The 19,686-nt window shown below is 55.0% G+C and carries 17 protein-coding genes; 13 read left to right on the top strand and 4 right to left on the bottom strand.

Translation table 11 applies throughout. The features are described 5' to 3' along the window. Positions 1-244: 244 nt before the first annotated feature. Positions 245-1,413 (top strand): IS3 family transposase gene (locus tag ACN9MW_RS10475; protein WP_426170526.1). Its coding sequence is split into 2 segments (ribosomal slippage): positions 245-512 and positions 512-1,413, totalling 1,170 coding nucleotides; the frame shifts between segments, so codons are not numbered across the junction. Positions 1,414-1,704: 291 nt separating this feature from the next. Here ACN9MW_RS10475 and ACN9MW_RS10470 read toward each other — a convergent pair. From ACN9MW_RS10470 to ACN9MW_RS10460, 3 genes are all read right to left on the bottom strand, one after another. Then, entirely contained in the window at positions 1,705-3,609 is a 1,905-nt protein-coding gene (locus tag ACN9MW_RS10470; protein WP_426170524.1) for a UvrD-helicase domain-containing protein, read from the bottom strand. Next, entirely contained in the window at positions 3,606-5,942 is a 2,337-nt protein-coding gene (locus tag ACN9MW_RS10465) for an ATP-dependent nuclease (protein ID WP_426170522.1), read from the bottom strand. The genes ACN9MW_RS10470 and ACN9MW_RS10465 overlap by 4 nt, the downstream gene beginning before the upstream one ends. Positions 5,943-6,160: 218 nt before the next feature. Then, on the bottom strand, positions 6,161-6,736 hold the full coding sequence (locus ACN9MW_RS10460; protein WP_426170521.1) for a hypothetical protein: 576 nt from the start codon (positions 6,734-6,736) through the stop codon (positions 6,161-6,163). 459 nt (positions 6,737-7,195) lie between these two features. Between ACN9MW_RS10460 and ACN9MW_RS10455 the strand changes: the two genes are divergently transcribed. From ACN9MW_RS10455 to ACN9MW_RS10400, 12 genes are all read left to right on the top strand, one after another. Next, complete coding sequence (locus ACN9MW_RS10455; RefSeq protein WP_426172169.1) at positions 7,196-7,411, top strand: helix-turn-helix domain-containing protein; 216 nt, start codon at positions 7,196-7,198, stop codon at positions 7,409-7,411. Positions 7,412-7,811: 400 nt separating this feature from the next. Beyond that, positions 7,812-8,303, top strand: a complete 492-nt coding sequence (locus ACN9MW_RS10450) for a contractile injection system protein, VgrG/Pvc8 family (RefSeq protein ID WP_426170519.1) — start codon at positions 7,812-7,814, stop codon at positions 8,301-8,303. Further along, positions 8,300-10,567, top strand: coding sequence for a type VI secretion system tip protein VgrG (gene vgrG / locus ACN9MW_RS10445; RefSeq protein WP_426170517.1), 2,268 nt, complete (start codon positions 8,300-8,302; stop codon positions 10,565-10,567). Before ACN9MW_RS10450 ends, vgrG begins: the two co-directional genes overlap by 4 nt. 7 nt (positions 10,568-10,574) lie before the next feature. Continuing rightward, the gene (locus ACN9MW_RS10440) at positions 10,575-11,471 is read left to right on the top strand and encodes a DUF4123 domain-containing protein (RefSeq protein WP_426170515.1); all 897 of its coding nucleotides are present in this window, start codon (positions 10,575-10,577) and stop codon (positions 11,469-11,471) included. A 22-nt stretch (positions 11,472-11,493) separates the two neighbouring features. After that, complete coding sequence (locus ACN9MW_RS10435) at positions 11,494-14,382, top strand: T6SS effector BTH_I2691 family protein (protein ID WP_426170513.1); 2,889 nt, start codon at positions 11,494-11,496, stop codon at positions 14,380-14,382. Further along, positions 14,379-15,179 (top strand): putative type VI secretion system effector, encoded by an 801-nt coding sequence (locus ACN9MW_RS10430; protein WP_426170511.1) that lies wholly within the window; start codon positions 14,379-14,381, stop codon positions 15,177-15,179. Before ACN9MW_RS10435 ends, ACN9MW_RS10430 begins: the two co-directional genes overlap by 4 nt. Before the next feature lie 93 nt (positions 15,180-15,272). Then, positions 15,273-15,569: a hypothetical protein gene (locus ACN9MW_RS10425; protein ID WP_426170509.1), complete on the top strand. Its 297-nt coding sequence runs from the start codon at positions 15,273-15,275 to the stop codon at positions 15,567-15,569. Between the two features lie 103 nt (positions 15,570-15,672). Continuing rightward, entirely contained in the window at positions 15,673-16,239 is a 567-nt protein-coding gene (locus ACN9MW_RS10420; protein WP_426170508.1) for a hypothetical protein, read from the top strand. After that, positions 16,240-16,518 carry a hypothetical protein gene (locus ACN9MW_RS10415; RefSeq protein WP_426170506.1) on the top strand — a complete coding sequence of 93 codons (279 nt, stop codon included), beginning with the start codon at positions 16,240-16,242 and terminating at the stop codon, positions 16,516-16,518. A 154-nt stretch (positions 16,519-16,672) separates the two neighbouring features. Beyond that, positions 16,673-18,178: a hypothetical protein gene (locus ACN9MW_RS10410; protein WP_426170505.1), complete on the top strand. Its 1,506-nt coding sequence runs from the start codon at positions 16,673-16,675 to the stop codon at positions 18,176-18,178. A 134-nt stretch (positions 18,179-18,312) separates the two neighbouring features. After that, a complete protein-coding gene (locus ACN9MW_RS10405; RefSeq protein ID WP_426170504.1) occupies positions 18,313-18,576 on the top strand; it encodes a PAAR domain-containing protein in 264 nt (87 codons plus the stop codon). 139 nt (positions 18,577-18,715) lie between these two features. After that, a complete protein-coding gene (locus ACN9MW_RS10400) occupies positions 18,716-18,964 on the top strand; it encodes a hypothetical protein (RefSeq protein WP_426170503.1) in 249 nt (82 codons plus the stop codon). Here ACN9MW_RS10400 and ACN9MW_RS10395 read toward each other — a convergent pair. Continuing rightward, positions 18,885-19,676, bottom strand: coding sequence for a PEP_CTERM-anchored TLD domain-containing protein (locus tag ACN9MW_RS10395; RefSeq protein ID WP_426170502.1), 792 nt, complete (start codon positions 19,674-19,676; stop codon positions 18,885-18,887). The genes ACN9MW_RS10400 and ACN9MW_RS10395 overlap by 80 nt on opposite strands. Between the last annotated feature and the right edge of the window lie 10 nt (positions 19,677-19,686).

Genomic DNA, 19,686 nt, shown 5'->3' with positions numbered 1-19,686 from the left:
TCGCGACATCCGAACATTCCTACCTTCAAAAATTTTTTCGCGTAGTGGATTAGAAATTTTTCAGCTCATATGAATTCAGATCCAAGGTCGAATTACCACTCCACCGCAACAATGGTGAAGTCATCACCCCAAGGCACGCCATGGAATTCCTCTGCTTGTTCATCACCATACTCGGGGTTGTCTGAGGTAACCTGACTTTTTCGGACACTCTCGTTTGTTAAACTTAGCAACGGGAGAAGCATTTATGAAATCGAAGACATACACACCGGAGTTCCGGGCAGAGGCGGTCAAACTAGTCCTCGCACAGGGACTGACGCTGGAGGAAGCCGCGCAGCGGCTCGACATTCCTAAGGGAACACTGGGGACTTGGGCTAACGCTGCAAAGCGAAGCAATGATACTGGGGCTGCTCCCGGTAGTCGCAGCGTGGCGGAGCTTGAAGCGGAAGTGGCTAGGCTGCGCAAAGAATTGGCCGTTGAACGCATGGAGAAGGAAGTGCTAAAAAAAGCAACGGCGTACTTTGCAAGGGAGTCGCTGCCAGGTACGCGTTCATGAAGTCGGTGCGACTCGACGGATACCCGACGGATTTGCTTTGCAGGGTCTTCAATGTCTCTCGCAGCGGCTTTTACGCATGGCAGGGGCGCAAGCCGTCCCGCCGCGCTCAGGAGGACGCCAAGCTGAAGGTGGCGATTCAGGCCGTGCATCAGCAATCGCGCGAAACCTATGGCACGCTGCGCGTTCATCCTGAACTCCAGGAGCAAGGATTTGAGGCCGGGCGTGATCGCGTCGCCAGGTTGCGGACAGAACTTGGTCTGCGCTGCAGACAAAAGCGCAAGTTCAAGGCCACCACCAATTCCGGGCATGACATGCCGGTCGCGCCGAACTTGTTGAACCAAACGTTCCTGCCGACGCGGCCAAACGAAGCCTGGGTGGCAGACATCACCTACATCGCGACTGAGGAAGGCTGGCTCTATCTGGCCGGCGTGAAGGACGTTTTCACCTGCGAGCTGGTGGGGTATGCGATGGGGCCACGCATGACGCAGGACTTGACGGCGCAAGCCTTGTGGCGGGCTGTGCGCAACAAAAGACCGGCGGCGGGATTGATCCATCATTCTGATCGCGGCAGTCAATACTGCGCCGAGAAATACAGGAAACTGCAGAACCAATTCGGAATGAAGACTTCGATGTCGCGCAAGGGAAACTGCTTCGACAACGCGCCGATGGAGAGCTTCTGGGGCAGCTTGAAAAATGAGCTGGTTCATCATCGTCGCTTTGCATGCAGGGCTGAAGCGCAGGCGGCCATTACGGAGTACATTGAGATCTTCTACAACCGCCAGCGGCGTCATTCGCGCCTTGGCTACAAATCGCCGGCACGCTTTGCGGCAGACTTCAACAAGGAAGTGCTGGCAGCTTGAGACGAGAGTGTCCACTATTGACAGTACACCTCAGTCGCTGCCATAAGCGGTGGCATCAGCCTACACATTCAAAAAACTGCTCGAATCACCCAGGCACCGTACGGGCCGCGCCATGGGGGCCTCGAATGCCCTAAGGAGAACGAACCCAACTGCATCGCCCAAAAGGCGCTCAATGAGCGCTTCGCAGAGATCATGCAGGTCTTGGATCGAATCGAACGAAAATTCGAGTTGCTCATTCCCAGGGATAAATAGCACGCGGGCCACGACGACCTAGCCCCTACTTCAAATTTCTCACGTCGCTAGAGCGGCATCCAAACCGCCTTCGTCCACGATGTCCGCAGGATCAAATAAGCCCGCCGCTTCAATGGCAGCACGGGCCAGATCGATGTCCTGCACAAAAATGACAACTGCGAGGTCGCGAGTCGCGCGAGAGCAGCAAACATAGAATAGGCGTCTGGTACGTTCGATCACGCTATCGACACCGGCCGCAATGTTCTCTTCGTCAGTTTCGGAGCGTGGGGCAATGCCGAAGTATTTTTCGTAGGAAAACTGCTTCTGCCCCTTACCCTCTTCATCGTCAATCAAAACAAGCACTCGTTCAAACTCGGCACCCTTGACGCCTTGCTGAGTCGCGAATGGTGATAGGTCTTCAAGGTAATGTCGATACCCCATAAGCTCGCGCGCCGGACATGCCAGGCAGGCGATCACTGGCGGCACCTCTGGGTCATCGTCGGCAGCGAGACCTTCTGCATCTTCACCAAGATACTTCGCCCATGATTCGTCAAGTTGCACCAGCCCCTCGTTCGATGCGAAGACAAGGACTTCCCGGAGGGTGGTCTCATCCGCGTGCATGAGACGGGAAAGCTCCGCAGTCGAGTTCTGCAGCGTTCTCAGAACATCCGATGCGTTCTCACCTGCCAGGCCCGCCGCGCTTAGCGAAAAACATTCGGCGCGCAGCAAGGTCATCACGTCGAAACTGCGACGCTCCCGCACAGCCGTTGCCAACGGCAACAGATAGTTCAAGAATGGACGCAGCGGCCACGTCGTGCCGTCCTTCAATCCTTCCTTGATGCTTGTGGGAGCCTTGTCGTTTAGGGCTGCATAGAGGCTTGGGAAGCCGAGCCTGGCCGCAGCCATGCGGTGTACAACTACAAGCATCCGCACATCCGATTCCGGCTCTCCACTTACCCAATGATCGTCATGGTGGACCCGCTGAAGGTACTCACGGACCATTGCCACTTTAGCTGAACGGTGCTCATCTGCCCTAAGCACAAAGATTTTTGCCGAGCCTATAACCGGCGTTTCAATCCCATCGGCCAATGCCATCCGACCGCGCGTCTGAATTAATCCATCGCCCGGATGGCGGACAGCATTTACAACACGCAATACACGCTGCGGACACCTAAAATTCTCAGGCTTCGTAATCCTCTGCCAGTTGGCGAGAGGATCGATTGAACCTGCACCATCCATGTAAATCTTCTGCATCGGGTCGCCAAAGAAGCCCAAGCAGAAGTCAACCGGCGTAGTCTCAGATATGCGTCGGAAAGCGGCAACAACGTCCGGCCTAGTATCCTGACTTTCATCGACAAACAGGACAGGGTAGCGACTTGCGACGATGTCTCGGAGAAGCTGACTCTCTTCGATTAGCTGAACCGCCGCCGCAATGACGTCAGAGTGGCCAAGGATGCCGCGCCCAAAGTCGCTGCCGGCTCCATAATCGAAATGCGTCAGGCCATCGACTACCTCCAGGTTATGCCTGTATCGAGCGATATCTTTCACCAACTGCTCTCGCGTCGCCGGACGAGTCCTGGGTTTGTCGTGGTGCTCTTGCGCCTCAGCGATTTTTTCTTGAATTCGCGTGACTACCCATCTTTTCAAATTACTCTGGAATGGTCGGATCACCGTCCACAAAAAACTGTGGATCGTGGATACATGGAACAGCACATCACTGCCCACGTCACCCCATATTTCCTTCACTGCGACTTCAGTGTACGTAATACAGGCAACCCGTTGGCCCCGGGTCTTCAATTCAGCTCGTCGCGTTTGGCTTAGGTGGGCAAGCGCCTTTACCAGCGACGTTGTTTTCCCCGAACCCGCCCCCGCAACCATTACGAAGCTGCGTTGTGGTCGCGCATCCAGGCAAGCGCGGAGGTCTAAATCTGCCTGTGTATCAGGCTGCCCGACGCGGCTGGTCATGCTACGGGTCCTACGTTAGCACGCAGAGCCGCAGCTTCAGCAGGTGGGATCGGAGCCACCTGTTCCTCCAGCCACTGAAGCCCGTCCGAGATATAGCTTGGCACTGTCCATGCGTTGGGGTCCTGCGCCAGCAGCGCAAGTGCAAAATCAGTTTTATGAAAACTCGCATTCTTGACTTTTCGATATAAGCTCTCAGCGATGCCGGCAAGGTCCAAATTGTTACATCCTCTGACTCGTAAGCCGAGGTCTTTGCGCTCTATATTCTGGCACCACTGGAGGTTTTGCAATGCAAACGCCTCTTCTAATGTCCTGCCAGTTCGACTCTCCGTTGCCCCTCGCCACGTCACTTCAACCGGCGTCTGATATGACACACGTACAAGCGCACCACCTGCAGCGCCTCGCAGTTGCGTTCGCTGTTCAGCGGTCGCAATCAAAAGATCTGCAATAGTGTTACGCCCAGGTAGCCACTTCACTAGCGTTTGATTGGACGTTTGTGCGTCGGCCTCATGGACCATACAGGCACTGCGGCCACGTCGAATTACTTCTGCCTCTTCTCCCGCGTCATCGATAGCAGGCTCGGCATCGGCATCATCCTCATCGAGTTCACCTTCGCCCGCCTCCGCACCGACGTTAGGGGGAAGGACGCTGTCGATGTCGGTCACGATCAAAGAGGTGAGACCGAGGAAATCTATGAGACCTTTGAACCGATGCCCGAATGCGCCACCAATCTCCAGGATACTCAAGTACGACGACTGCAGACTAGGGGCTGCCTTCGCAATCATCTGCGGCATCAGGAGCCGTTCAACATTGCCTTCTACCAAAATCGCGGCGTCCGCGAAGAATAGGTCACAGTGCGTGAGTCTCAAATACCGCTCGAGGAAATCCCTGGTCCGGTCGCCAGGGTCAGCAGGGTCGTTAGCGGTTTCGTAGAACGCTGCCATGCTCAGAACCTGGGTACGCTGAACATTCACATCTGCAGTGCGGCGAAAATAACGAATCGGTCGAAATCCACGCTCAAAAAGGACATGAGGGGAATGTGTAGAGATGACGAGCTGGCTGGTGCAATGTGGTGTATCTGCCTCCGGCAATGTAAGGAGGTCCAATACCTTTCGGATGAAGACTTGCTGCAATTGTGCATGCAAATGGGCTTCAGGCTCCTCGATGAAAATCAAATGCAGCGGCGGGCGATTCTCCTCAATGTCTAGCCACTTGGCATGGACATCGAGCAGCTCGACGACCATATAGATCAGATTCTTGAACCCCAACCCATTGTAGCGATCAGGCAAGGTACCTACCCCTTCCTCGTCGGCCAATGTGCCAACTGCATAGTGAACACGAGCACCGTCATGGCTGCTTAGAAGCGTGGCAGGATTTAAGGCAGTCCTTATTAGCAGATGGGGGTTGTTGACGCCGGGGTAGCCAAGATCGGCGAGACGTTCAAGCGTCGGGCCAAAGACACGTTCCAGATGATCATTCAACAATGTCTCGGACTGGTACAACGCACGCTGTGCTTCGTGATCCTCTCCGCGCTTCTCGAGATTTCGCTCATAAAAGCGGCTTAAACAACGCGAAAGATCTTCGGATCGAGAGCCACCATTGGAATCAGATAGATGGCGCTGTGCATGCAGGCAATCGACCTTGACTAGGCTTGCAAGGACATCTTTTCCGCTGCGCCCCTTGTTGGACATTAGACGCAAAGGCGTATATCCATCAACAGGCTCTAAGTTACCGTCGAATTGCGCAATGTCCAGCACGTAATACCGCAACTCAAAATCCCGCCACAGGCGATCAACTGTGCCATCTGATAAGAAGTCGCAGAGAGTACGTGGCAGAGGGTCGTATTCATCCCCACCAAGCGCTGGGGCAGGCGGCGCATCCGCTTGCGCTGGTGCTTGGTCTGCCGGTTGCACTTTCGCCTGCCTGGCGGCCGCTCTCGCCTCCTGGAAACTTGTCCGTAACGCTGCTGCATCTGTCGCAGCAAGCTCCACGCGAATCCCTACCCTACCGCCCTGCCACTCAAGACTTGGGAGCAAATCCACAACTCGGTGGAGGTCAACGGGCTTAACGTTGAACCAGATGTCGATGGAGATTGTTGGCAGCGCCCCGCCTCCAACCCCGTCGCCAAATGCGTTAATTTCTTCCCAGCATTCGGCACTAAAATCATGCAGCGCAAATCGACTCCTACTTGAGGATGTGAACATCTGGAGCGCATGCGCTGCTGACGTCTTGCCGCTGTTGTTCGCACCAACGAAAATGGAAATATCCGATGCAAGGTCGATGCGGGCGTCTTTAAGACGCCGGAAATTGCGAATCCAAACGGTCTCGATGTGCATAGTTCTCGTTATCCCGGTAGGTGATAGCGGCCCAGCCAACGGTTATTTGGCCTCATGGGTCATGTGGTCGCCAAGCAAGACAAGATACCATCTTGATCAGAAAAGAAAATCACCAAATGTCACAAGCATCTTAACTAGGGGACGAACTGTAACTCACGGCGTGCCATGGGTTAAGCCTGGGCACAGGCGGTTCATAAGAAAGCCAAGACCTGTGCTTTTCAATGCAGTTCTTCGCCAAGGGCCCGAACTTGTTGGTCTCTTTGCTGAGCCAACCGCTCTATCTTGACCGCTCGGATTTCGTTGTGACCATCTGGTGGTACCGCTTTGAGAACTGCCACCGCTTCTTCAAAGCGGCCAAGAAGGCGTAGTATCTCGCCCTTCTGAACCTGTTCTGCCGCAGTCATTGCGCGGGCATTAAGCAGATCAAGCAACGCTTCCATATTTGCGAGCTCCTCAACTTCAGACCAGTGAGGCGCATTAAGGACACGGACTTCAACCGAGCCATTTCTATACCTATTGTTCAATGACCACCAGATGCGCCTACGAAGCCATAGGAGCCTCTCTGAGCGCATGCCGACCGAGTTGGCTAGTACGTGTACGACGTCATCGAACGACACGGCATCAGCGCCCTGTGCGCCCAACCATCCATCAGGAATCTGGAGCCAATTGCGCTCCTCTTCCAGCCGGCCTTTCGGATCACCTAGCCACCGTGCCCACAGCCGCTCGACAGGGCCAATGGGATGTGGACGTTTTGGCTTGACGCCCAGCGGTTGCAAATCGTCAATCCAGATCAATGCAGCGCACGAAGAGCATCGCATGAGGGGACTAAGTCCCACCGACCACCATGACGTGGGCGCGCCATCCGACCAGTCACGAGCGCCGCTGAAGTTGATGGACTTGAAGCCCGAGCGAGTGAAGTACGTAGCGCAGGCTGGGCACGTATATACCTGGGGATCGGCGAGTCGGGTCATGGCATCAGATGATCCTAACGGTTAGTCAATTTCTCTCGCTGTTCCTTGGCTTTCTGCTTCGCCTCCATAGAGTCCTGCCGTCGCAGCAGCTCAAAACCATCTTCGCGAGAATCGATGAGTTTGTGCAGGACTAGTCGTGCAATAATCCCGCCGGTTTCTCGACCTAGCAGCGTTGCCATGGCGCGGATCGTGCTGCCAGCACGATACATAGACTGGAGCGTTTTGTCATCGTAATCGTCCCATGGCTTGCCCTTTTTCTGAGCATATTCGAGCAGCGCGAGGATCAGCCGTTATGAAAGCGGTGTTCATGAGCCTCCGGGCAGCTTTGCGGAGGCTTTGGCGAACATATTGAACGTCCCAGCGGCATACTTTTACTGTGCCGATGATCGCCTCGCCGAAGTGATCTTGCTGTACTTCGATGTGGAGGAAGGGGCGCGCGAAGAAATCTTGCGAACAGCGCGTGAGCTTGCAATGCAGAGGCAGACTCCCCCAGGCTGAGCACCAGCCCTGCCTGACGGTATCTATGACGGCAGATAACGCGCCACCAAAACATCAAACCGTGCAAACATCAGGACTCCAAGACATTTTTCGATTCCAGTCGGGGGACCAATCGGCACTCTCACCGCATTTCACTCCTCACCCCAGACATCCCGCAACTGAAGGCCAAGCGCGTTTCCAGTTGTGCTGCGCTGTCTCATCCATTCCAACGCATTCCCTCTCCGGCACATAAGCCTGAAGCCGACGCACGCCGCCGCGTCCAGTCCGGCGGATCGGGAGCCTCGTACTGTGCGAGCTGTTTTTTTTTATATCATGCTAAAGTTGCAAGTTGACCGACAGAAATATCTTGCCCTGAGCCGCCTGACGACCCAAGCGCTCAATTTGACTTAAACGGAGTTCCATGGACTTGTCCGATCCATTCGCATCACGAGACCGCTTCACCCAAGCCAACCGTCCCATCCGTCTGCGCCTGTTCCCCGCCAAAGGTAGCGCCCTCGCCGCCGAAGATATGCTCATGGTCCAGTGCGTGAGCGGCGTCGAAGCGATGTGCGGCGATGGTATCGAATATCGCCTGCTCTGTGTATCCACCCAAGCCGGCCTGCCCCTCAAGCAATTCGTCGCGATGCCTGCCGAAGTGCAATTCGTCACCGCCGCCGGCGCCCTGCGCTCCGTATGCGGCATCGTCCAAAGCGCCACGGAAGGTCACAGCGACGGCGGCTGGGCCACGTATGAACTCGTCATGCGCGATGCCCTGGCCTTCAAGGCGCTGCACACAAACACCCGCGTCTTCGTCAATATGAGCGAAGTCGATATTGTTCAGCAGAACTTGAGCGAATGGCGCCAGACCAACCCCGTGCTGCGCGCACCTTCAGCTTCGACTTATCGGGCGTGAGCGCCGCCAAGCATCCGGCGCGGGCGTTCACCATGCAGGCGAACGAAAGCGATTCCCAGTTCATCCGACGATTGCTTAGCCGGCGGGGCATTGCCTGGTTCACCCGCCCCGGCCCCACCAGCAACTCCGGCAGCGACCACGTACCCACCCATGTCATGGTCATGTTCGACGACGTCAGGACGCTCCCTCAGGCAGACGCCACTGTCTGGCGCTTCCACCGCGCCGATGGCACCGAAAAAGCCGACAGCGTCACCGCCTGGAGTGCGACCCGCACCCTCGCGCCCGGCAACATCACGCGCCACACCTGGGATTACAAGACGGTGCAGCTGGATTCCTACAGCGACCCGACCGCCCTCGACCAAGGCGAGCTGGGCAACCAATGCGCCGTCAGCCTCACCGACAACCTGGTCGAGGCGCCGCATATTGGGGAAGACAGCGCGGATTTTCAGTACCTGACACGCCTGCGCATCCAGCACCATGAATACGAGAGCAAGAAATTCTATGCCGAATCCGACCAGCGCACTGCCTGCGTCGGTGCCTCATTCAGCCTGACCGGCCACGCCGAAATCGACGCCCACCCGGCCGAAGAACGCGAATTCGTCATCACTGAACTGCACGTCACCGCAGAAAATAACGTCCACCCGGATCTCAGCGACAAGGCGCGCCGCCTGTTCGCCCGCAACGGCTGGAACACAGCATCGGCGACTGGCTTCGACCCCGCAGCGCTAGAAGAAGCCAGCGGCGAACGCAACGCGCGCTACAGCAACCGCCTCACTTGCGTTCGGCGCGGCATTCCGATCGTCCCGTCCTACGATCCGCGCACCGATCTGCCGGCCGTCCATCCCATGAGCGCCATTGTGGTCGCCGGGGATGCCGAAGGCGATGAAATCCTGTGCAATGAACTGGGCTGCGTCAAGGTCCGCTTTCCGGGCTACACGATCGAAGCCGGCAGCCGCACTGATACCCGCGGCGGCGATTCAATCGCCCACAGCACCGTTCCTGGCTCAGCGTGGCTGCGCGTAGCCACGCCCTTTGCCGGGGAAGGCTACGGCATGATTGCCCTGCCCCGGGCTGGCGACGAAGTGACTGTTCTATTTCTTAATGGGAACTGCGACAAGCCGATTATTGTCGGCAGTGCTTTCAACGGCCGCGCGCTGCCGCCGAGGTTCAGCCGCCAGGGCAGCTTGCCCGGCAATAAATCGCTGTCGGGCTTCCTGAGCCAGGAGCTGCAAGGAACCCGCCATAACCAGCTGCGCCTGGACGATACCAACGGCCAGATCAGTGCACAACTGGCGAGCGAACACGGGAACACCGAGCTGAATCTCGGCTATTTGACGCACCCGAGAGCCGACGGCAAAGCCGAACCGAGAGGTGAAGGATTTGAAGTGGCGAGCGAAGCTGCCGGTGCCTTGCGCGCATGTTCCCTGCTGCTGACGGCCGAACAGCAAAAAGGCGGCTCCGGACCGCAATTGATGCGCGAAGCCATTATTCAAGTGCTCACGGCAGCACTGGACCAAGTGCAGCGCCAAGGCGATCATGCCGGCGAAGTCGAAGCCAATCTGCCGGAAACGGGCCGCGATAACATGCTGGTCGAAGAAGACAGCAAACCCGGCGCCAAGACCGATGCCGGTCATCAAACCCAATTAAAGGAAGCGGTCGACAATCTGGAGCGGGGCTGGAATACCGACCCGAAGGGCAGCAGCGGACAGGGCGGGCAGCGCGGCAAGCAAGGCATTCTCATGCTCGGTTCCACCGATGGCACAGCCTTGACCAGCCAGGGCAGCGTGACCATGGCGGCCAACACCAACCTCGACCAGGTAGCGCAACGCGACACAAACCAGACGACAGGGCGGCGTTGGATTCACAATGTCGGCGAGTCGGCCAGCCTGTTCATTGACGGCGGCAAGGCGAAGATCAAATACACGTTCAAGACCACTGTCGCCAAGGGCGACATGCTGCAGCGCGTGCTGGCGGGCAAATACGAGGTCGAATCGAACGGCGATATCGTGTTCAAGACCAGGGGCAAATACATTATCGAGGCGGAGCAAGGAGTTTGGATCAAGGGAGAAGGCGGGTTGATCCATGTGGGCAACCGGATCGATATCCACAACCCTGGCGCCCTGTCGCTCAAGGCGGCGGACTTTGACCTGGCGGGACCGGCCAGCGGCAGCACGTCGTTGACACTGCCCACTGGAACGGCCAAACCGTGCAAGATGAAATTATCAGGTGCGAGTGACGCTGGTGCAGCCTTTGTAGAAAGATAAGGTTGCCATGTCATTCCCGTCCCCCAATATCGCCACGTCCTTCCACGCGCATCTGGAAGAATACGGACACTGCGACATCGTCATCGACCGGATGCGCGGCTTTCCCTTGCGCGAAGAACTGGAAGCACTGAAAGGCCATCTGGCAGAGTGGTTGCCGCTGATCGACCCGCTGTTTATGACGATACCCGATGAGGCGCCGCTTCTTGTGCGCCTGTCGGTGGATGCATCAAGCCTCATCGAGAGCTATCTTGCCCTCGCCGCAGAGGAAGCGCAAAGGCCTGGACAAGGACAAGCGATTTGCGCCTTCCTGTTCAGCCATCTGCCATGTGAAAAACTCGCCGGGCACCTGACCCGCCAGCTCGATCTTCGCATCAAGACCGGCAAACGTGTTTTTTTCCGGTTCTTCGATCCGCGCGTGATGCACCATTTGCCGCGTCTGCTTCAGCCGGCGGAAATGGCGCAACTGCTCAATGGCATAGACTACTGGACCTACCCGCACTGGAGCGACCGGGGCATTGCGCTCAAGGCGCAAGACTACGGCCCCCTGCCCGACAAACCTGCTTATGTTCGCATGAGCCTCAGCAGCGCCCAATCGGCATCCCTGCAAGAGATCGAAACCTTCAACCTCGCATTGCACACGCTATGGCAGGAGGGATATGCACTGGATGAAAAGACCGAAGCTGCGCTGCATGCGGCCTTGAAGACCGCCCACGCCTGCGGATTGTCGACGAAGGAAGATCGAGCAACACTGGCTTGCCACGTTATCAGTCGCAGCGAGAACATTCTGCGCCAGCCGCAGTGGCAGCGCGCACTGAACCTGGTGCGCGAACGCGCCTTCGCACTGAGAGACGTTTTGGAAGCCGCTGGCATCGCGCTTGTATCGCCGGCCGCCCAGCACGAGTAACACCTGCCAACAAATAATTCTGATGAAAAAAGACTGCAAATTTTGCGACAAAAAAGGATTGATGATCCTGCCGCTGCGTTACAGCGTGGCGCTTGCCGACGACATGGCATCCTTACGCGCCATACCAGCGCTGCCGTCGACCCTTGGCAAAGGCGTAAGCGACCTGGTCCTTACCAAGGGCAAGTATGCTCCGGCCATGCTGCGGGCCGGCTACCTATACGTATTGATCGACCGGGAAGGCATCAAAAGCTGGGAAGGCTATCAGGTCACCAAAGACGCTTACCTTTACAAATTCCCGGTGGATGTTCCACCGCAGACCAAGGTCGAATTCACCTGCGCGCCCAATAGCTGCGGCATCGACGCGTCGATGATCTCGATTGAGCACGCCAGCGAGATCGAAAAAGTCTACTTCCTGTTTACGCCCACTGCCATGACCAAGGCCAAGCTGGACGAATACAAGAAAAACGCAACGGAATTGGCCCGGCAAGGGAAGATGCAAGTCTTCAATCCGAAGGCATGGCTGGCAGGATCGACCAAACAGCCGCATGCCATGCAGGCTGACGAAATGCACACGCACACCACGGAATGGATACTGCACAAGCAAGGTAAGCAGGAATGGTGGCAATCACGGCTGGGTCCCAGTCTTGAAAACCAGTTGTTCCCGCCGGCCGCATCTCCTAAGCCCGATTTGGGCCTAGTGGGCACAATCCCAGCTGCGGATCGGCTGACGCCCCTTTATCTCAGCATGCGCGACCGTGGTGCCGCAAGCTTCGTCGTGTACGACCATATCGGCATTACGCAGGAACTCAATAATTTCAGGAATGCTGCGCTAGAACCAATCGAACAGTTTCTTGAGACAAAGGACAGCGAAGGCGTCGACAACAGACGCAAAATGGAAGTGGCACATGCCATCGAAGACATCAAATATGGCTTTCTGCAGCATGGCATCGGCTTGGCTCAAAAACAGGTCGAATTTATGGATTCTCGTCACATGCCGGACTTCCGGGAAAATACCGCCAAAAATCTGCGTAGCATGGGTCGGGTAGCAGAGGCAGAAAAAGTCGAAGAAGACATAAAGAGAAGTCATGCAACCCGCGAAGCCAATCGCCAGAAAATACTGTCGGGTGCCGACGCAGAGCGCGAATGGAAAAACAAGTATGCCAAGCTGCTCGATATGGACGGCATCAAAAAATTCGGAGACGATCTTGCTGCACTGTCCGAAGCTTGCGGAAAAAAAGCCGACAGCCGCACAGACGATCATCTGCAATGGCTTCTCACTGAGAGGCTGGTTGATGCCTTTGACACATATGACTCCGGCGACCTGGGGAGTGGTTTCTGCTTTACGCAGGAGCACTCTGTTTGCACCTTCGGCATGTTTGGCATTGATAAGAACAAACCCAAATTGGCCGAATGGATGAATGTCAGCAAGGTGGAGCGGAAAAACCTCTACATGCGCGCCAATTTGTATAACCATAAGTCGCTGGAAGAAGAAGCCGCCAAAGCCTTTACCGAGGCCAAGCAGCTTGTAGCGGCGGCGGGCAGTTTAGGCGCTGTGGCAAGCGCTCCTTGGCTCAAGGCCGGCAAAGGCTTGATTGACGTGCTGAAGAAAACCGATTCAGCATGGGACGAATGGCTGCGCGATAAAGAAATTAAAAAGATTCATGAAGGCAAGCCCACGGGCCGGGCCGACGATCGCATTCGCAACCTCTCCACATTCCATCGCAGCAACGAAGGCAGAATGTACGCCAGGATTGCCGAATGGTCACAAGCCTTGTCCAACAAGGCTGGGAAAATGGATAAAGGCATTCAGGCCGTTGTAGGCATGATGCTCTATGGGAGGCTCGGCAAACTGGCGGAACAAATCAGTTTTGAAGCATTCATGCTCAAGGTGCCGCCAGATAGGCTAGCAGAAGGCTACAGAAAACGTTCCGCACAACGCAACCTTGAACTGGCCGAGCGCGATGCCGCGAAAAAAGCTGGCCGCACTCCGCGACAATTGTTTATGGAGGACCCGATCGAGGTCTTGATTCGCGATGAACAAAGAAAAGTCAGGGACAAAGTCAAAATTGCGCTAAACGAATTGGACAAGGGCAAGCGCCCTGAAACTAATAACTTCCGCCAGGCGCGCATGGGGGTGCTGCTCATGTCCATCGAAGGCTTGGCGCTGACCTTGAAATTGACCGATAACAAAGAGCTGACCTATCGCGGCATGGCCGAAGTGGTCGCCTCCGTAAGTTCACTTATCGGCATGACGTTTGATTTAGTGTACGCCGTCACCAAATCCCTTCGCGAGATTGAACCGTTCAAGAGTATGGCGACTGTGGAGATTGAATCGCTCAAGAGTGTGGCGACTGTGGATACGGCTGCGGACCTGATTCGCGGTGGGCTTAAAATGACTGCGGGAATCTTCAGTGCGGCAGCAGGGGGGATTTCGGCGGTGCTAGACGGATGTTCAGTAGTGACAGAAGTCCGAAAGGAGAGAACGAACTGGTTACTGGTAAGTATATATTTCTCGCGAGCAAGTGTGAGTGTATTAACTACTCGGTATGGGTTAATTGCAGCCTTCTCTTACACGGAGCCTCTCTTGACACGCATCTCAGGCAACGGTACCGCCATTGCGACACGCTTTGCCCCCTTGCTTACAAAAGGCATATCACATGCAGACAAGCTTATGCGTGCACGCACCTTTTGGCTCATCCGGCTGGCACGCTTTAATCTGATTGGTGTTGGCATTACAGTGGGAGAGGTCATATACCGCTGCTGGATCATGGATGACGAACTAGAAAATTGGTGTCAAGCCTGCTGTTTTCGAAAAGACAAAAGAGAAGGTTGGCTTAGCGAAAAGCCCTATCCCGATGCAACTGTTGAATTACAAGAACTTGAAAAAGCGTATAAGGCTGTTACCCAATGACACAACTTACCCACTCTCAATCTGCGACGTATAACGGCGAAACACTCTTCCTCGTGGAAGGTACACTCAGTGAATTGCAAATCGCCCGCACTACCATAAATTTGTTGGCGCAAATCGAAAAAGACAGCCAGGCAAAAAACCTCGTGAGCGGCGTTGCCGGTGTGGTCGGCGGCATGCACGGCATGGTTGCAAATTCTGCTGCATTGGCCTTGTACGATGGTGAAGACATGTACAACTTTGCCGCCGTATTGGGCGAACACATCGTATGCGGCACCCTAGAGCATGCCGACCAATTCAAAAACGGTGAACCCGTCAAGGCTGTGGTGTCACAGCGAGGCGATGTTCTCTATGTCCATGCCATCATGCAGGCAAAAACCCAGCAATTCTATATGCCCTTGAGTGTATTTGCGGGTAGAAGGGCTTTATTTAAGAGCTGTATGCGTGAAGCGAGCCGCTCAGCTATGGCAGCCTCAATTTTTTTTCTTGTTATATTCTATTTCATGGGAGTGTATAACGAGGAAAACAACAATATTAATCGTATGAAGCAGTTGCTATTGACTTCCGTTGTCATTGCGGGAAACTTTCTTCTTTGTTTTATTATGGAAATCTGGACATACCGCACCTTCCGTTATGCTGGTTTTTACGCAACAGCGATTTTCGAATTGTTAGGCTTCCCGCAACCAAATAACATCGATCTCATCAAAGTAGGCAGCATGAACTATGAAAATACGGGGTGGAAAAAGGCTTGGCAAGCAGATTTACTGCTTCAAAAGCTCGGTGCAAATAGGCAACCGTGACCTCATGGAGTCTCCCATGCGATTAAGGGTAGCATTCAAGCATTGCATTAGTTACTTACAAGAACTTGAAAATACCTTTAACGCGACTACCCCATGACACAAACTACTCACGCTCCAACTTCGATATACGACGGTGAAACGCTCTTCCTCGTTGAAGACACACTTAGTGAATTGCAAATTGCCCGCACCACCGTAAATTTGCTGGCAAATCGAAAAAAACACCCAGGAAAAAAGCTTCGCCAGCGGCGTAGCCGGCGTGGTCGGCGACATGCACGGCATGGTAGCCAATGCCACCGCGTTGGCGTTGTAGGCAGCATGAACATTGGAAAAATTGGATGGAAATTTTCTTGGCAAGCATATTTAATGCTTCAAAAACTCAGCACAAAATAGGGAATAGTAACTTATACGCCCCACTACCGCGCAATAAGGCCGCCTTCAAGCATTACATTACAGAGTCACAAGAACTTGAAAAAGCCTTTGAAGCGATAACCCGATGACACAATCTACCCATTATCCATCTGCAACATACGACGGCGAAACGCTCTTCCTCATAGAAGGCACGCTTAGTGAGTTACAAGTCGCCCAAACCAAAGCAAGTTTGCTGGCGCAAATCGAAAAAAACAGCCAGTCAAAAAAGCGTAATCGATACAGCCGGTGTAGTCCGCGCATGCATGCCATGGTTGCCAATTCTGAGGCGTTGGTCTTCTTCGATCATGACGACCCCGACAAGGGCATCTACAACTACAACTTTGCAGCAGCGGTGGGCGAGCATATTCTATGCGGCGTCATGGAGCATGCCAACAATTTCCACAATGGCGAGCCTGTCAAGGCTGTGGTGTCACGGCGAGGTGATGTGCTCTTTGCCCATGCAATCATGCAAGTAAAGACCCTGAAATTTTATATGCCACGTGGTGAATATGCGGGTAGAGAAGCTCTGTTTAAAAGCCGCAAGCGCACCGCATTTTGGTTGGCATCATTAACGTCCATTTCCTTTCCTGTAATGTTCTATTTCGTTCGAATGCTTGACGAACAAAAAAACAATATCAGCTATAAGGTATAGTTGCTGCCAACTCTAATTATCGCGACTGGAAGTTTTTTATATTATTTCATAAATGTATTTAAAGAACGCCGCGTGTTACAATACCCATCTTATGCTGAGGCGGTTTTTGAAGTATTTGGTTTTCCGAACCCAAGAAGCATTAACTTGTTAAAAGTAGCCATTGGATTTAGAAACACGGGCTGGCGACACGCTTGGCAGGCAGATTTGCTGATGCCGGAGGTTGATGAGAAATCAGAGTTGAAACCGAGCGGGACGGCGAATCGTCACTTGGGACGGTAAAAGTTGACCTGATTGTTCGATGTAAAGGCTAGGTCAAGGCCAATAAATATTTTGCAATTTAAGAGTCATCAAAAGTTTTGCAATGGGCCGATACAAATCTTCTCTTCATTCGCCTTTTTTGCTACCAGTTCAATAATTACCATTCGACTTTATCGTGATTATCAGTCTCTTATCCAATGCCCTTGTACTATTCCTCGCAGCTGTAGCGTGGATAGCCATACTATGGTTCGGCATCGGTCTCAATTTTTCGCGTTGGAGTGCTGCCGCGCTGATCGCGATGCACGTGCTACCCCCGTTACTGGCTTGGGGCGGCTGGCGCTTGCTTCGTCAGTGGCGGCGTGAGGACCGTGAAAAGGAAGACGAAGCGGCCACCACACGACAGGCAAGCATGGAGGCGGCCCAACTGCGCCAGGAACAGGAACACGCCATTCGTCGTTCTCACTGCGAGTGCCGCGCGATCGTCATGCAAGCCAAGGCGCTGGCGCCGGAGACGTTGTTCGATATTGATCTGCCCAACGTCGTGCTTCAACTTGCCCAGGCCAAAGGCGATGAGTCGGACGTATTCGAGGCGATGAAAAAAGCCGACCCGGCCTTGGCTGTCGACGGATTTGCGCCCTTGATATACGACACACTTCAGCATCTCTATGATAAGTGCCCCGCGAGCATCGCATTGCCGATTTATGTCGTGGCGTCGGATCAGATGGACATGGCACAGATGTCCGCTGGACTGGGCCGCATCCGTAAAGAAATCGCGGAAGCAATGGAGCCGGCGCCCACTGTCCCGAATGACCCTGCTTTTATTCGCCTCTTGCATGTTGACGGCAATATTGCAGATGCCGTGCTGTCGGTATTCGAAAACGATTCTGCCCTTCCTGGCGCAGTGATTCTGGCCTTCGACTCACCGCTGGTACAGGCACAGATAACGGGTTCCGGCGCCACGCCGCAGGAACGATGGGCTGGACCACCGGGCCAAGGCGTGATCGCCCTGCTGATGACCCCGGCGGGGCTTTCACCGCTGCCGGTGCAGAGCACGCAAGAAGAAAATAGGTTCTCTGGACGCCCATCGGCCGAGCAGCTAGCGATCAAGCTACTAGCGGAGGCTTACCATGCGGCCCGCGAACAGCTGATAGAGCTGCCTGTCATGGCGCAGATCCGGCGCGGCTCTGCCATCGTCCTCAAGCCCGAAGCCCCAGCGCGCCCGCCGGCCTTGCATAACGCGCTGAGCACTCTATTGGGGCGTGCCAAAGCGCATGCTGGTTGGCCGGATCAGCCGTCAATTGCTGATGGCGAAGCGGTAGGCGAACCGGCCGCATCCGACAGTGCCAACAGGGCTGAAGACAAGGCGGAATGCGGCTGGCTGATTCACAACGCCGGGAGTGTCGGCGTCATGGGCGCGAGGTTGGCGGCGACCGCGACGGCAATGAACCATCACAAGATGAATGTCGACCCGTTGGACAAAGCGACCAATGTGGCCATCGTCCTCGGGGATTTTGGCAAAGCGAACGGCGTCGGCATGCTTGCTCTGTCGGCAATGCAAAGTGCCATGTTGAAGCAGCCGGTAATGTGTACGGAATTCAATCAGGACGAGTCCGTTGCGATGTTTTTCGCTGCTCCGCCTTCTGAGAAAGCGCCACAAGACGTTATGCAAAAAGCCGCATGACCGATATGCGTCGCCAGGACCTATGCAATTTGACATCCTCGCCTCAGCGGCCGGCGGCTGAGGTACGTTGCCTGCAATAGCACGCGGCGACATGAAGGTCGTCATTTTTGTCCTTTAACACTGGAAGATTTTCTATGCGTAGAATTATTCGATTGGGTGACCCGACCAGCCATGGCGGAAAGGTTGTTTCCGCCTCCGACAATTTCAGCATCATGGGCATCAAGGTGGCACGCAAGGGAGATGCTTGTACCTGTCCGCACCCTGGCCATACCAACTGCGTCATTGTGGAAGGCGATCCGACGCATCGCATTGGCGGCATCGAAGTGGCGTACGAAGGTCATCAGGTAAGTTGCGGTGCGGTGCTGATTTCGACGCTGCCGAACCTCCGCAAGGCATAGCCATTCCCGGCTCTCAACGATCTAATTGGGCGGACTAATCAGCTCCCATGCGGAACTTTTTTCCTTCCCGCCTGTCCAATCTCAAATCTCCCGGTCTTGTTTCACGCCACAGTTAGCCAAACTGCTTTGGGAGATAGAAATGAATTCGGAGAATCGTCTCGCAAAAGTCGAGGTTGAGGTGGAATTACTTAAAGAGCTGGTCGAAAAAAATGCGCAAGCAATTACTGCGCTGCGCGACACGATGGATCGGCGCTTCAATGAGCAGCAAGCGCAGATTGCGGAGTTGCGTCGCGAGGCAAACACAAATTTCAGGTGGACAATGGGGACATTCCTGACCGGTTTCCTCTTTCTGCTTGGCTTGATGGGCCGCATTGCGGGGCTTTACTGATCGGTCTTAAGGGCTGGGCGAAGCGAGCAGCAAAGCCCAGTATGACGAGGCCCGCTACAAGCATCAACCAAGTGTCGGCCTCGGGAACAGCAAAGACGCGCCACACTTCCATATCGCCGAATGTGATGTTCGGCGACTTGTAATCCCTCCCATCAAGCAGGCTGGAATCGAAATTGCTGCGTTCGGGATCGATGTAGGAATACATGATCGAGTAGCCGCCATTGGTCAGGTCCCACGGCACGTACAGGTCATGGCCGGCGCCGAAAACCGGGCCAGTCCTGGCATCGTTCCAGGTCTGGAAGGAGCCGACCGTATCGAGCGCATAGGTGCGCGGCGTCTGGCGATGCATCTGGCGCGACGTCAGGTTGTACAGGAAGCCGGTGCGCTTTTCATCTTCGGTCGTGATGTGGAATTTGCCGGACGAGTCCCAGCTTTGCGGGTTATAGCCGCCGACCTTGAACAGTTGCCCCAGCTCATTGGTCGCTTCCATCACGGTAAACGTACGGCCCTTGCCGTCAACTGCCGCGTGGAAATCCGCTGCGGTTTGTCCGTCGCGCTTCTTGTACAAGCGCTCCAGCCTGATCGGACCATTGCCAAGCCAGGTCGATAGCTGGGCAATGTCAGCCTCCGTCAACAGCGGCGTTGCGCCTTGCGCGGTCGACAGGACTAGCAGGAAAATTGCGCCAAGCAGGCGCGAGAGAAGTTTTGCCATGGGATTGCAC

The sequence above is a fragment of the Pseudoduganella sp. R-34 genome, assembly GCF_049904655.1.
Taxonomy (GTDB): Bacteria; Pseudomonadota; Gammaproteobacteria; order Burkholderiales; family Burkholderiaceae_D; genus Rugamonas.
This window is presented reverse-complemented; position numbering and strand designations above follow the sequence as displayed.